This is a genomic window from Methylocaldum gracile (genome assembly GCF_053646815.1).
Genome location: NZ_CM132196.1, coordinates 3227275 through 3241068, shown reverse-complemented (window position 1 = coordinate 3241068; position 13794 = coordinate 3227275). Strand labels below are relative to the sequence as shown.

Here is a 13794-nt window from a genome sequence, read left to right as displayed (position 1 = left end):
AGCCACCCAGCCGTTTTCCAGCCAGGTAGCCAGCCAACAGAACCAGTTAACTTGGGGAAAACATCCATGACTAAGAATAACAACTACCGGCTTAAATCCACGGCGTTGGCCGGAACGCCACTCGCGCTCGCCCTGGCGTGCGCGACGGATGGCGCCATCGCGGCGGACGAAGATCTCACCACGCTCGACCAGGTCAAAGTGGTCGGCAAGGTGGAACAGGCGGGCGGCGACACGAAAGGTTACATGGCCAAACGCACCACGACGGCGACCAAGACCGACACTCCCCTGATCGACGTTCCGCAGTCGATCACCGTCATCACGCAGGAGCTGATCAAGGACCAGAACATGCAGAGCATCGCCGATACGGTCCGCTACGTGCCCGGCGTCGTGATGTCGCAAGGGGAAGGCAACCGGGATGCGGTGATTTTTCGCGGCAACGCCACGACCGGCGATATGTACGTCGACGGCATGCGCGACGATGTCCAGTATTTCCGCGATCTTTACAACATCGACCGGGTGGAGGTGCTGAAAGGCCCGAACGCGATGATTTTCGGCCGCGGCAGCTCCGGCGGTCTGATCAACCGGGTAACCAAGCAAGCGAACTGGGAGAACCCGCGCGAGGCGAGCTTTCAGGTCGGTTCCTGGGACAAATTCCGGTTAACCGGGGACTTCGGCCAAGCCATCAACGAGAATTTCGCCGTTCGTCTCACTAGCCTATGGGAGAGTTCACGCAGCTTTCGCGAGGGTTTCCATGCCGAGCGCTGGGGCGTCAATCCAACCGTGTCCTGGCGTCTGGGCGATCAGACCCAAGTGACCTTCGGCTACGAGCATTACGAGGACGACCGTGTCGCGGACCGCGGCATTTCTTCGTTCTCGGGCCGCCCGGTCGAGACCGACGTTTCCACGTTTTTCGGCGATCCGAGGCGCAGTCCGACCTGGTCGAAAGTCGACGCGTTCAACGCCTTGATCGATCACGACTTCGGGAACGGGATCAAGTTCCGCAACCGCACCCGTTATGCGATCTACGACAAGTTCTACCAGAACATTTTCCCGGGGGCGGTCAATGCCGCGGGCGACCAGGTGGCGATCTCGGCCTACAACAACGCGACCCAGCGCGAGAATTTCTTCAACCAGACCGATCTGACGTTCGAGCTCGAAACCGGACCGTTCAAACACACTCTGTTGACCGGCGCTGAGTTCGGTCACCAGGAAACCGACAACTTTCGCCAGACCGGATATTTCACGGCGGTGGGTCCCAATGCGACATCGGCCAGGGTTCCCGTGGCGGATCCGAGATATACCGGCCCCGTCACCTTCCGGCAAAGCGCCACGGATGCGGACAACCACGGCCTCGCGACCATCGCGGCAGGCTATTTTCAGGATCAGATCGAGCTCACCAAGCACTGGCAACTCGTGGCGGGGCTTCGCTACGACAACTTCGAGGTCGATTTCCGCAACAACCGCAACGGCCAGACTTTCTACACCAATGACGACCTTTGGTCGCCGCGCGGGGGCCTGATCTTCAAGCCGTTCGACGAGCTCTCGATCTATGCGAGCTACAGCATGGCCTATGTGCCGCGGGCGGGCGATCAATTGGCCTCGCTGACACTGGCCAACAGCTCGTTGGAGCCGGAAGAGTTCAAGAACTACGAGGTGGGTGCGAAGTGGGACATCCGTCCCGATCTGTCGGCGACCCTGGCCTTTTATCAGCTCGATCGCCTCAACGCGATCGCCACCGACCCCAATAACCCCGCGGCGTCGTTCCTGGTCGACGGCCAGCGCACGCGGGGGATTGAACTGGGATTGAGCGGCAACATCACCGACCAATGGCGCGTGATCGGCGGATACGCCTACCAGGATGCCGAAATCACCGAGAGCTTGTCGGCCAGCGCTCCGAAAGGCAACAAGGTGGCCCAGGTCCCGGAACACACGGTTTCGCTCTGGAACCGCTACGACATTACCCCTCATTGGGGCGTCGGCCTCGGCGCGGTATACCGCAGCGAAATGTACGCGGCCACCGACAATAACGTCACCCTGCCGGGCTTCCTCCGCTTCGACGGGGCTGTCTATTACACGGTCAACGACAATGTCCAGGTGCAGGTCAACGTCGAAAACCTATTCGACAAGGAGTATTACGCTTCGGCGCACAGCAACAACAACATCATGCCGGGCTCGCCGATTGCCGCCACTGCCGCGCTGCGGGTGAGATTCTGATGAAGCCCGCCGAGCTCGGTCTTCCGGCTCACTCGCCGCGTTCCAAACCCTCGGGCGGATACTTGTTCCTCCCGAGGCGTCTGGCGCGCGGGGCATTCCTTAAATGGCTGCGCCGCACTCACGCCTGGATAGGGCTGTGGGGCGCGGCGTTGGGGTTTTTGTTCGGGACCACGGGAATTCTGCTCAATCACCACGAGAAGTTGAAAATTCCGGCCGCCCGGATGGAGCAGACCGTGATACAGCTGCCGCTGCCGGAACCGCGTCCCGCCGATCCCAAGGCCTTGGCACTATGGCTAGCAGAAGCGCTGCAGTTCCCATCCGACAAGGCGAAGATCATGCAGGAGCCTGGCAAGACCGTTATCTGGAACGGCGTGGAGGTGCGGCAGCCGGCGCGCTGGCAGATCGCCGCGCGTACGCCGCAACGCTTCCTCCAAGCGGAATATTGGGAAGGTAATGCTTTCGTCACCGTCAAGCGCGGCGAAGCGAATGTCTTCGCCCTGCTCGGCAACTTGCACCGCGGCGCCGGGTTGGGCGTCGGCTGGATCTTGCTGGCGGACACGCTGGCCGGCGGACTGATCGTGCTCGGCCTGACCGGCGTGCTGCTGTGGACCCGGCTGCATGGCCGCCGGCTCACCGCCGCCGGGCTCGGCCTCGGCTCGCTCGGTCTGGGACTCTGGTTTGTCTGGCAGGCTCTATAGAGAGACGAGGGAGGCCGCGTCGACCGGAACAACGGGAATCATCGCAGCGGAAGGCGGCCGGCTGAAAGCAGGGGAACGATTGGAGAACGTTCTTGGTCATTGATACTTATTCATCTTGGGTATTTTCCAGGACTTTCGCCTTGCCCCGGAGGCTTTATGGATTCACCGGCACATGATTACCCCACCGGGCTCTTCTTCGACGTTCAAGGGCCCCCATGCCTCTCGCTGTACGCGCCGACTCACCGGTCCCATCCGGATAACCAGCAGGACCGAATCCGGTTTCGGAACCTGGTGAAAGCCTTGGAAGACTCGTTGCGGCGGACCTATCCGGAAGAAAAGATTCGAGCGCTCATCGAGCCGTTTCGAAACCTGGCCGCCGATCGCGGCTTCTGGAATCACACGCTGGATGGACTAGCCGTACTGGCCGCGCCCGGCTTGTTCCTAGCCTATAGGCTGCAGCGGCCGGTTCCGGAATTGGCGGTAGTGGCCGACAGCTTCCACACCAAACCCCTGCTGCGCATCCTCCAGTCGGCCGATCGCTACCAGGTTCTCGGACTGAATCGTAAGGAAATCAAGCTTTTTGAAGGGAATCGCGACGCACTGGACGAAATCGAACTGGCCGATGAGGTCCCGCGCACCATCATCGAAGCGCTGGGCGAGGAGTTGACCGAGCCGCACCTGACCGTCTCCACCTATGGCTCCGGCCCCGCCGGTCCGGCGATGCACCATGGCCAGGGCGGGAGAAAGGACGAGGTGGACCTTGATGCGGAACGGTTCTTTCGCGTCGTCGACCGCGCCGTGCTGGAACATCATTCGCGGCCCTCGGGCTTGCCCTTGGTGCTCGCGGCGCTGCCGGAACACCATCATCTCTTCCGCCGGGTGAGCCATAACCCGTTCCTGCTGGAGGAAGGCATCGATGTCCATCCGGACGCGGTGTCTGCCGGCGAACTGCGGGAGCGCGCGTGGCGGGCGGTCGAGCCTTATTATCTGGCAAGGCTGGACGAGCTGGTGGAGGCATTCGGCGCGGCGAAAGCCAAAGGGCTCGGTGCCGACGATCCGGCCCAGGTCGCCGAGGCGGCCGTAGCCGGTCGGGTTACGAGCTTGCTGATCGACGCCGGCTGCGAGATTCCCGGCCGAATTGATTCCACGACCGGACAGGTCGAATTCGACGATCTGGCTCATCCCGAGGTCGATGATCTGCTCGACGATCTCGCGGAGTGGGTCATGAGGAGCGGCGGCCAGGTGGTCGTCGTTCCCCCCGAGCGGATGCCCACCGGGACCGGGGTTGCCGCGATTTATCGCTATTAAGGGGGTCGTTCCCGGATAGCCTAGGCAAAAGGACGCGTCCATGCAGATTCAGTTCAACACCGACAGCAACATCGAAGGCCGCGACGAACTGGCCCACTGGGTCGAGGATTCGGTAGCGGCGATTTTGGGTCGTTTCGGCGAAAGGGTCACCCGGGTGGAAGCTCATCTCAGTGACATCAACGCTCACAAGATCGGTCAAGACGATATACGCTGCCTGCTCGAGGCTCGCCCTGCGGGCCTGAAGCCGGTAGCGGTCAGTCACAGGGCCGACAGCGTCGAGCAGGCGGTCAACGGAGCCGCGGAAAAGCTGAAGAGAGCGCTGGATTCCACCTTCAGCCGACTGGAAAACCGCTAGCGAACGGCATTCGCACAGGCGTATCCAACGAACGATTCGGCGCGGACGTCTGTTTTGAGAATCGGCGTGTGGCCGCAAAAAATGACTCGCGCGTCGACGGCCTGTCCGGCTCGCTTCCGCTCGGCAAGCGCTTTTTCGACTATTAACCCGGCCTATAAATAATAGGCCGGGTTAATCCGGGACAGGGATGCCCCGGCGCGGCGACAAGCCGCGTGAGCCCAGGCCGGGCGTGTACCGGCCCGGGCGGCGGCCCGAAATACCAGGAGGGTATTTACGGGCCTGATTAATAAGGGAAGCGCCGGTTCGTGTGCGTCGTCGAAAATGAAGAGCGTTTCGACCTCTCCCGGATAACGGTGATCGAGTACGGTTCGGATATTTTCTTCGATACCGGTATCGAGTCCTCTGCCCCAACGCGCGGCGGGATGCGAAAGACCTGCGCGATCGGCTCCGCGAGCGGCGTTTCACCTCTCGCGGAGCCGGTTACTCATTCACACTCGTAGATGTTGCCGGTCACATGACCATTGAATGCACCGCGAGGGGTGGCGCTTTCCCATACGATATGAGTGGCTCCGAGATTGTCCGCTTTCCGTAGCGCCCGGCCTTTTGCGACTCGCTCCCAGTGCACGCCGCCATGTTTTCCGTAGCCCGAGTGCCCGCTCACCATGCCGAGCGATTCGCAATACTCGACTGCATCGGATGTGGCCTCGACAGGCGGCTCGTCAGCCAGTGTCGTTGCCGAGAAAATTAGAGCGCTCAAGGCCAAGATGGCGGATCCCGTGGTTTTAGAATTCGGCGGGAAAAGCTTGAACATGATTGTCTCCAGAAATCTCCAAGGACGCGGATTCATCTCGTTGATACTTACGCCTGGCTTACACCACCCAATGCGGGGTACCGAGGCGATGACGATCGTATTGACGCGATACTAAATCAAAAGTTCCGTGAGCGGGCGGATCGGGTCGATAGCGAAATCGTGGGGGAACAATCATCCGTACTGTCTAAGGATGGAAAGCGTCTTTCCAACGACCTTTTTGCCGGATCGGCGGTCATAACGATTTAAGAGAATTTGGACGGCGACAGGTCTATCCGGCAAGGCATCGTACGACCGAGCGGATTCGCCGGCAGCGAGGCTTGAAAGATACGGACCGTGTAAATCGCTCGCGGCGCCGAGGGTACTATGGACATTGAGAGCGGAATCCGGGAGGAACTTGGAGCGGTACCGGCCTTCACCAGGCGGGTTGCCGATCAGCCCGATAACCGATTTCCTTGGGAAAGCTTATGCTGCGCGTCTTGAAATGGATCGCTATCGGAATCGGTGCCCTGATCGGGATTCTGATTCTTACCATCGTTCTCGTCATAGCCTTCTTCGACCTGAACAGGCTTCGCGAGCCGCTATCCACGGCGGTCAGCAAGTCCCTGGGCCGCGAATTCGCGATCAATGGCGATCTGAGCGCCGACTGGTCGTGGACGCCGCGCTTCACGATCAACGACGTGGAACTGGCCAATGCGCCCTGGGGAAGCGAACCGGAGATGTTCACCCTCGACCGGCTGGCGTTCGCCGTCCGAATTCCGGAACTCTTCAAAGGGCGCATCGTGCTTCCGGAAGTCCGCGTCTCGAAACCCCACATATTGCTCGAACGGAATCCCGAGGGAATGGCCAATTGGGAGTTCGGCGACAAAAAAGAGAAGCGGGAACCGGCCGGAGCCCCCGTTAGCGAAAGATGGGTTCCGAAAATCGATAGCCTCGCCATCGACGACGGCCGCTTGTTGTTCCGCGATCCGACCACGGATACCCGCTTGGACATGAACGTTTCGACGGTGGTCGGCGAGTCGGACGAGCAGGCGGTCGAACTGAGCGGCCAGGGCCGATTGCAGCAGGAACAATTCACGCTGAAGGTCAGAGGCGGTTCGGTGCTGGATCTTTGGCAAGAAGATCAGCCTTTCCCGGTTAACGTCGAAGTCGAGTACGGCAAGACCGAGGCCAAGGTATCGGGCACGATAGCCGAACCCTTGGAGCTTCAGGGCCCCGATTTGCAGTTCGAGGCGAAAGGGCCGGATCTCGCGGCGCTCGCCTCCATAGCGCCCATGTGGATACCCGAAACGCCGCCGTATCGGTTCAGCGGAAAGATTAACCGTGAGGGCGAACGCTGGCTGTTGAAGGGGTTCGAGGGCAGTCTCGGCAACAGCGATCTCACCGGCGACCTGATGTTCACGATGCGGGACGAGCGGCCCTACCTGCAAGGCGACGTGGTTTCCCGCAAACTCGACTTCAAGGATTTCGTGGGCGTCTTCGGTGCCGATCCGACGCCGTCCCCGGAGGAACCGGAGCGCCCGAGACTGCTTCCCGACAAGCCGTATCCCGTGGAGGGCTTGCGCGCCGCCGACGGGGACGTGCGCTTCCAAAGCAGCAATATCGTGACCCCCTGGATGCCGGTGGACGATGTGTCCGTGCATGTCAAAATGGATCAAGGCATGCTGACGATCCAACCGGTAAAGCTTACCGTGGGCTTCGGGGCGATCGAATCCAATGTGACTCTGAACGCACGCGGCGACAAATTACAGACCGAAGTCAAAGGAAAAATCGACAAGGTGCCGTTCAAGCGGCTGGTGGCCGGAACCCCGTTCGAAGAAGAAACCGCCGGCACCTTTTTCGGCCGCGTGAATCTGACCACCGCCGGCAACTCGGTGGCGGAGATGGCCGCTCACGCGGACGGCGGCATAACCATCCTGATGGAACAGGGCCGCATCAGCAACCTGATGATGGAACTGTTCGGTATCGACTTCGCGGAGAGTCTCCAGAAACTCATCGGCACGGATCCGAGCATTCCGGTCCGCTGCACCATCGCCGACTTCATCGTCAGCGACGGCGTGGTGAAGACTCAGTTGTTCCTGATGGATACCACCGATACCAATGTGCTGATGGAAGGCCAGGTGAATCTGGCCACCGAGGCCCTGGATCTCCGCCTGACCGCCCATCCCAAGGACTTCAGCCCGTTCAGCGCGCGAAATCCGATCAAGATCGAAGGAAACCTGAAAAAGCCGCGCCCCTATCCCGAGCCTGCGCCCCTGATCGCCCGCGGCGCAGCTTCCGTAGCGCTGGGAGCGCTCCTGACTCCGGCGGCAGCATTGATTCCCTGGATCGAACTCGGCTTGGCCGAGGACAGCGCGTGCCACGCACTGGTCGATGCCGCCACATCCAAAGAGAAAATTCCGGAAAAAGAGCGGGAACGACAAGAACGGCACTAAACCGGGTCCATGTCTTTGAAAAGAGACGGGGCGCCACATTCCGGAATTTATCGGGCCGGACGTCTCGAGTTGTGCGCTGAGTCTCAACCTGCTTGCAATTGACGGGGATACTTTGGCGGCGTAGATTCGCGGCGGATATGGCGTTTTCGCTTACCGACGACGGCTTACGCGGCAACGCGCCATCTACTGGACGTTAGGTCGTGTCGGTCCGATGAGAAAACCGACAGGGATCCGGTGCTCGGCCGGCGTTTTGAATCCCCCTCGATCCCTCTTTCACAATGGGGGGAGGCAAGCGTCATTCCCCCCTTTGCAAAAGGGGCCAGGGGGGGCAATGCCGTTAAGTTAAGGCGAATGACGTCACCCCGGCAGGGAAGGGTGGCTTCGGTGCTCCAATCGCAAACGGTCATCCCAGGAGCGCTGGGATGACCCTTCCAATCGCAAACGGTCGCTTTAGTCGCGACCCTTCCAATCGCAAACGGCCTGGCCGGGAGCGCCGGCCACGCCCTTCCCGAAGACACCGTTTGCGATTGGAATGCCGGGGTCCAGAAGCCATGGATGGCAGAGGCGTGTCATTTCCCTGTGCCCTGGATTCATGCCGCACAGTCCCTGTGCGGCACCCTACGGACGCTTCGCGTGCAAATCGGCCATCCTGCCGATTTGTCCGGCACAAATTTGCCAGGAGCAAATTTGGACGTGCGGAGCACGGTCCGTAGGACGAACCCCAGGGATGGGGTGAGCAATCCCTGCCGGAATGACGAGTTAACTTAACAGCATTGGGCCAGGGGGGATTGCGTTCATCTCTCCCGTCGCGGTGTCCGTACTATCGGGATGAAAATGCGCTGGGCCCAAGATAGCTCAATTACCCGCCTCTCAAAGTCGCGACTCATGGGCAGGGACAACCGAGAGATCACGGCCTGCCGTGCTCGATAAACAGGTGTGTCATTATGAGTTTAAGAATCTTTCGGCCATCTCGCTTGCTGGCACCTTATGTTACGGCGATTTGGGACTATGACGATTTAATGGGTGCTGACAACTCGGCGCTGACGATCTTGCCGGATACCGCAACCTATTTATGTTTTTTGTATGCCGATTTATTGACCACGGCGCACAAGGACCGAATTTATACAACCCGTAGCGGACTCGCCGGTTTTCAAAGTTTTCGCAGTGATCTTGGGTCTTTTGGAAAAGTATCCGGGGTTTCGGCGCGCCTTACCCCATGGGGGTTAAATGTTTTTTGTCGCGGCATAGTGAGAGATTGCGCCGAAAGGCGGGTGGACTGTAGAGATATTTTCCCCAAATATTCGATAGAAGAAATCGAGGATAACTTGTCTCTTAAGAGGAGCGCTAGCGAGCGCGTCCAATGTGTCGAGCATTTCTTGCTTTCGATTTTGAATCGGGACAATGAGGATTTGCTGATTCAAACAGCGTGCAAGGAGTTGGATAAGTCAAACGGAAATCATCCCATTTCGAAGCTCGCCCGAACTTTAGGCTTGACCGAACGCACGCTCGAACGGCGGTTCCAGTTTCATGTCGGCGCTACGCCCAAGAAATATGCTCGTATCGTCCGTTTGCGGAACGCGCTTTTCCAGCGCCGAATGCTTTCAAATTGGGCGGATGCGGCATATGCAGCAGGTTACTACGATCAGAGCCACATGATTCGCGATTTCCATGAGCTTTACGGGATGTCGCCGGAATCCATCCATCCTCGATTGGAAGCTTCCAAAACCATACAGTTTTCCGGATTATTGAATCTACATGGAGCCGGACGCTAGAGCATTTTCATATCTGCTGTACGGGCACTCACGAGTAGGTCGGGAATCCTTCCCAATCGCAAACGGCGTCTTCGGGAGCGCCGAAGCCCCCCTTCCCGACGCCACGTCCCGGCGAGCGTCTTCGTCGGCAAAGGATTGCCGACCTACGAATACTTGAATCCATTCACCCGAGCCGAAGGCGCCAACGACGTCCGCCAAGCCGGTTTTGCCGTACGAGCGCGATGAAAACGCTCTAAGGGTGATTGTTTTATCGCTCGAAGAACCCTCTTGGCCATTTCTCGCGCCTCTATATTTCTCTCCGTTTCACGCTCGGCCACGCTGTTTAGGACTGTGCCGCTTCCGCTTGTCGGTTTTTTCCAATACGAACGATAGATCGTGTTGCTACAGTACGCCGCACGGGCCGCCAAAAGGTTCGTTGTAGATTGAAGTCGTTGTAGATCGATAGAACGGTGCGGCATTGTCACAAAGGTGTTCATTCGATCGCGAAAACTGGTTAAGGAGATGTCGATGTTTACTAAACAACCGATTACGAAAAAGCTAAATGTCCCCGCCGATATGGTTTGGGGAGCGATCCGAAAAATAGGAAGACTCGACGTTTGGTTTCCGTTCATCGAAACGTGCAGAGTAGAGGGTGATGGAAAGGGCGCATTGCGATATATGACCGTAGCAGGCGGCGGCGAGATAAAAGACACTATTGAAGAAATCGACGACATAAACATGCGATTGATATATCTTCGGCCGATATCTCCATTTCCCGTAACCTATTACAAAGGGACGGTCGAAGTCTTTAAGTCTTATGATGGCTTGGGCGTTGTAGTGTGGACTATCGATTTCGAATCGCAGCCCGAAGATGCCGCATCGGTGGCCGAGCTAGTGCGCGGTGCTATCAGCGCAGGTATTGACGGCATGGAGAAAGACCTCCAGTCCGCATAGAGCATCATCGAATGCAGCGGAGATTTCCCCAAGCACGACGACCGGTGAGCCACTCTTCGAACCAGCCTAATTGGAAATTTGCCCGATGAAGACAGAAACATCTTTGACATTACCCGCGCTCGACCCTTCCCGTGTTCCCGCCAGAACCGCCTCGACCTATCCGACGGAACGACTCCGTTCATTGACCGCCGGACGAAGCAAAAGGGCTCTCGGCGATGCGCTGGGCCTGCAGACCTTCGGCGTCAACCTGGTCACACTGGAGCCGGGTGCCGTGTCGGCGCTGCGGCATTGGCATACCCGGCAGGACGAGTTCATCTACGTTCTGGAGGGGGAATTGACCCTGGTAACCGAGCAAGGGGAGCAAATCCTAGGCCCCGGACTATGTGCCGGATTTCCGGGCGGCCAGCCGGACGGGCATCAGCTGATCAACCGCGGACAATCCGTCGCGGTCTATCTGGAAATCGGCGACCGGCTTCCGGGGGACCTTGCCAACTATCCCGACGAAGATTTGGAGGCGCGTGCGGTTCGCGGCTCTTATCGGTTCTTCCGCAAAGACGGTACGCCTTACGAGTGAGGTTCCAGGCGAGCCATGAATGGACATTCGAGCTGCCACTCCGGATGATGCGCGACGCATCAGCGCGCTCCTTCGCGATCTCGCCGGCAAGTACATCGCGCACGAATTTTCCGAGGAAGGAGCCGGCCGCTTGCTCGAGTCGATGAGCGAGGTCGCGATCAGGAGCTACCTGGAGTCGGGTTACCGCTATCACCTTGCCGAGGAAAATGGCGAATTGGCCGGTGTGATCGCAATCAGGGACAATCGCCATCTCTATCATTTGTTCGTATCCGAACGTTTCCAGAGCAAGGGCGTGGCCAGAAGGCTCTGGGAAGTCGCCAAGGCCGCGAGTCTCAGTGCCGGAAATCCAGGTGTGTTTACCGTGAATTCGTCTCGTTATGCCGTCGCCGTATACGAAAAATTCGGATTCGTCAGGCAATCCGAAGCGGTCGACGTTTCGGGCGTGATTTGTATACCCATGAAACTGGAGTCGGTAATTCGTGAATAAATTTCCTGATTAGCGACGAAGTTCAGTACAGGCTCACATAGTGAGCCGCTAGGGTCCTTAGACTATGGGCATCTATCACAAGCGGGGTGTCCCATGCCTATGAACCGGGTGCAATTTCAAAAGGGTTTGTCGTTGGCCGAGTTTCTGACGCAATACGGCAGTGAAGCGCAGTGCGAAGCGGCACTGGAGGCCCTGCGCTGGCCGGACGGTTTCCGCTGTCCGGTCTGCGGCGGCGCGCGCCACACGGTGTTCGAACGGACCGGGCGGAAATACTGGCAATGCGGACACTGCCGGAGCCAAACGACGCTGATCGCCGGGACGATCTTCCAAGCGACCAAGCTGCCGCTGACCACCTGGTTTCTGGCCATGTATCTCCTGACCCAGGCCAAGAACAATGTCTCGGCACTGGAACTGATGCGCCATCTCGGGGTGTGTTATCGCACGGCATGGCTGGTGAAGCACAAGTTGATCCAGGTGATGGCGGAACGGGAAACGGATCGGCAGCTGGCCGGGCGGGTCGAGATCGACGATGCCTACCTGGGCGGTGAGCGGCCGGGGAAACCGGGGCGTGGCTCCGAAAACAAGTTGGCCTTTGTGATGGCGGTACAAACCACGGACGACGGGCGTCCGTTGTTCCTGCGCGTCGATCCCCTGCCGTTCACGCAGCAGGCTATCGCGGACTGGGCCAAACGCGCCTTGGCCCCGTCGACCTACGCACTCACCGATGGCCTGAGCGGGTTTCGGAGGCTGCACCAGGTCGTCGCTTGCCATCATCGCCTGATCCTGGGCTCTGGGCGGCAGTCGGCGCAACATCCGGAGTTTCATTGGGTAAATACGATGTTGAGCAACCTGAAGACAGCCATTTCCGGCACCTATCACGCGTTCAAATTCGAGAAATACGCCCAGCGGTACCTGGCCGAGTTCCAATACCGCTTCAATCGGCGTTTCAATCTCAAAACCCTGCTTCAACGGCTGGCGCGCGCCGCGGCGTTCGCTAAGCCTCGACCCGAGTGGCAAATTCGCTTGGCTGAAGTTCATCGCTAATCAGGATAAATTTTGGAGTCCCGCCATTCGGGATTTGACGCGTTATACGCCCGGCGAGCAGCCCAGGTTGAACGATCTCATCAAGCTCAACACCAACGAAAATCCGTATCCTCCTTCGCCCAAGGTGTTAGAAACCTTGCGTGGCGAGATGGGCGAAACGCTCCGGCTTTATCCCGATCCCGATGCCGATCGCCTGAAAGAGGCCATTGGCCGATTTTATGGCGTCGAGAAACATCAAATCTTCGTCGGCAACGGATCGGACGAGGTGCTGGCCCATGCCTTTCAAGCGCTGCTGAAGCACGACTTGCCCATTCTGTTTCCCGATATCACCTACAGTTTTTATCCGGTCTACTGCGGTCTTTACGGCATCGAGCACACCTGCATTCCGCTGACCGAGCGCTTCGACATCCGGATCGACGATTACCGGCGCCCGAACGGCGGGATCATCTTCCCGAACCCGAACGCGCCTACCGGCTGCCTGCTGCCGCTCGCCCATATCAAAGCGCTGCTCGAAAACAACACGGAATCGGTCGTGGTGATAGACGAGGCCTACATCGATTTCGGCGGCGAATCCGCCGTGGCGGCGGTCGAACGCTTCCCCAATCTGCTGGTGATACAAACGTTGTCCAAGTCGCGGTCCCTGGCCGGCCTGCGGGTAGGTTTCGCCATCGGAGACGCCGGTTTGATCGAGGCTTTGGAGCGCGTGAAGGGCAGCTTCAATTCCTATCCGCTGGATCGCTTGGCCATCGCCGGCGCGGTGGCGGCGTTCGAGGACCGGGACTATTTCGAGAGCACGCGGCTAGCCATCATCCGGAGCCGGAATCAGCTCGTTCGGGAGCTATCCGGATTGGGATTCGAGGTATTGCCGTCCGGCGCGAACTTCGTATTCGCCCGGCATCCCCATAGGGACGCAGCGGAGCTGGCTGCGCTGCTTCGGCAGCGGCATATTATCGTGCGGCACTTCAGGCAGCCGCGGATAGAGCAATTCCTGCGCATCACCGTCGGCACCGACGCTCAGTGCCGAGCGTTGGCGGAGGCGCTAGCGTCTATCTTGGAATCGCCGCGCTGAGTCGTTTCATACCGGCCACCGGCATAAAACGCGGGGATCTCTGGCGGAAGCAACGGCACACAACGGACCCGAACGCCTGCAACCGCGGCATCAAACC

The 13794-nt window shown here is 59.1% G+C and carries 12 protein-coding genes; 11 read left to right on the top strand and 1 reads right to left on the bottom strand.

All coding sequences use genetic code 11. From position 1 onward, the window contains the following. The first annotated feature begins 66 nt into the window (after nt 1-66). From ACWJJK_RS14230 to ACWJJK_RS14215, 4 genes are all read left to right on the top strand, one after another. Nucleotides 67-2214: a TonB-dependent receptor gene (locus ACWJJK_RS14230; RefSeq protein ID WP_454128201.1), complete on the top strand. Its 2148-nt coding sequence runs from the start codon at nt 67-69 to the stop codon at nt 2212-2214. Beyond that, nucleotides 2214-2912 (top strand): PepSY-associated TM helix domain-containing protein, encoded by a 699-nt coding sequence (locus ACWJJK_RS14225; RefSeq protein WP_454128200.1) that lies wholly within the window; start codon nt 2214-2216, stop codon nt 2910-2912. The genes ACWJJK_RS14230 and ACWJJK_RS14225 overlap by 1 nt, the downstream gene beginning before the upstream one ends. A gap of 156 nt (nt 2913-3068) precedes the next feature. Further along, a complete protein-coding gene (locus ACWJJK_RS14220) occupies nt 3069-4220 on the top strand; it encodes a baeRF3 domain-containing protein (protein ID WP_454128199.1) in 1152 nt (383 codons plus the stop codon). Nucleotides 4221-4260: 40 nt separating this feature from the next. Next, complete coding sequence (locus tag ACWJJK_RS14215; protein WP_077729152.1) at nt 4261-4575, top strand: HPF/RaiA family ribosome-associated protein; 315 nt, start codon at nt 4261-4263, stop codon at nt 4573-4575. A gap of 484 nt (nt 4576-5059) precedes the next feature. Here ACWJJK_RS14215 and ACWJJK_RS14210 read toward each other — a convergent pair whose 3' ends face one another. Further along, nucleotides 5060-5386: a hypothetical protein gene (locus tag ACWJJK_RS14210; RefSeq protein WP_077729151.1), complete on the bottom strand. Its 327-nt coding sequence runs from the start codon at nt 5384-5386 to the stop codon at nt 5060-5062. 464 nt (nt 5387-5850) lie between these two features. Between ACWJJK_RS14210 and ACWJJK_RS14205 the strand changes: the two genes are divergently transcribed. The 7 genes from ACWJJK_RS14205 (at nt 5851) to hisC (ending at nt 13697) form a co-directional block, all read left to right on the top strand. After that, nucleotides 5851-7818, top strand: a complete 1968-nt coding sequence (locus ACWJJK_RS14205) for an AsmA family protein (protein WP_077729150.1) — start codon at nt 5851-5853, stop codon at nt 7816-7818. A 944-nt stretch (nt 7819-8762) separates the two neighbouring features. Continuing rightward, nucleotides 8763-9590 carry a helix-turn-helix domain-containing protein gene (locus ACWJJK_RS14200; RefSeq protein WP_077729149.1) on the top strand — a complete coding sequence of 276 codons (828 nt, stop codon included), beginning with the start codon at nt 8763-8765 and terminating at the stop codon, nt 9588-9590. 507 nt (nt 9591-10097) lie between these two features. Further along, nucleotides 10098-10523: an SRPBCC family protein gene (locus ACWJJK_RS14195; RefSeq protein WP_077729261.1), complete on the top strand. Its 426-nt coding sequence runs from the start codon at nt 10098-10100 to the stop codon at nt 10521-10523. An 85-nt stretch (nt 10524-10608) separates the two neighbouring features. Then, complete coding sequence (locus ACWJJK_RS14190; RefSeq protein WP_347258363.1) at nt 10609-11097, top strand: cupin domain-containing protein; 489 nt, start codon at nt 10609-10611, stop codon at nt 11095-11097. A gap of 19 nt (nt 11098-11116) precedes the next feature. Next, nucleotides 11117-11584 carry a GNAT family N-acetyltransferase gene (locus ACWJJK_RS14185; protein ID WP_077729147.1) on the top strand — a complete coding sequence of 156 codons (468 nt, stop codon included), beginning with the start codon at nt 11117-11119 and terminating at the stop codon, nt 11582-11584. Between the two features lie 93 nt (nt 11585-11677). Further along, nucleotides 11678-12628, top strand: coding sequence for an IS1595 family transposase (locus tag ACWJJK_RS14180; protein WP_156882071.1), 951 nt, complete (start codon nt 11678-11680; stop codon nt 12626-12628). Continuing rightward, the gene (gene hisC / locus ACWJJK_RS14175; RefSeq protein WP_454129044.1) at nt 12621-13697 is read left to right on the top strand and encodes a histidinol-phosphate transaminase; all 1077 of its coding nucleotides are present in this window, start codon (nt 12621-12623) and stop codon (nt 13695-13697) included. The genes ACWJJK_RS14180 and hisC overlap by 8 nt, the downstream gene beginning before the upstream one ends. Nucleotides 13698-13794: the final 97 nt, after the last annotated feature.

Bases quoted from the DNA above. Each gene is read 5' to 3' on its own strand.
- ACWJJK_RS14230 (WP_454128201.1), top strand. From the start codon at position 67: ATGACTAAGAATAACAACTACCGGCTTAAATCCACGGCGTTGGCCGGA.
- ACWJJK_RS14225 (WP_454128200.1), top strand. From the start codon at position 2,214: ATGAAGCCCGCCGAGCTCGGTCTTCCGGCTCACTCGCCGCGTTCCAAA.
- ACWJJK_RS14220 (WP_454128199.1), top strand. From the start codon at position 3,069: ATGGATTCACCGGCACATGATTACCCCACCGGGCTCTTCTTCGACGTT.
- ACWJJK_RS14215 (WP_077729152.1), top strand. From the start codon at position 4,261: ATGCAGATTCAGTTCAACACCGACAGCAACATCGAAGGCCGCGACGAA.
- ACWJJK_RS14210 (WP_077729151.1), bottom strand. From the start codon at position 5,386: ATGTTCAAGCTTTTCCCGCCGAATTCTAAAACCACGGGATCCGCCATC.
- ACWJJK_RS14205 (WP_077729150.1), top strand. From the start codon at position 5,851: ATGCTGCGCGTCTTGAAATGGATCGCTATCGGAATCGGTGCCCTGATC.
- ACWJJK_RS14200 (WP_077729149.1), top strand. From the start codon at position 8,763: ATGAGTTTAAGAATCTTTCGGCCATCTCGCTTGCTGGCACCTTATGTT.
- ACWJJK_RS14195 (WP_077729261.1), top strand. From the start codon at position 10,098: ATGTTTACTAAACAACCGATTACGAAAAAGCTAAATGTCCCCGCCGAT.
- ACWJJK_RS14190 (WP_347258363.1), top strand. From the start codon at position 10,609: ATGAAGACAGAAACATCTTTGACATTACCCGCGCTCGACCCTTCCCGT.
- ACWJJK_RS14185 (WP_077729147.1), top strand. From the start codon at position 11,117: ATGGACATTCGAGCTGCCACTCCGGATGATGCGCGACGCATCAGCGCG.
- ACWJJK_RS14180 (WP_156882071.1), top strand. From the start codon at position 11,678: ATGCCTATGAACCGGGTGCAATTTCAAAAGGGTTTGTCGTTGGCCGAG.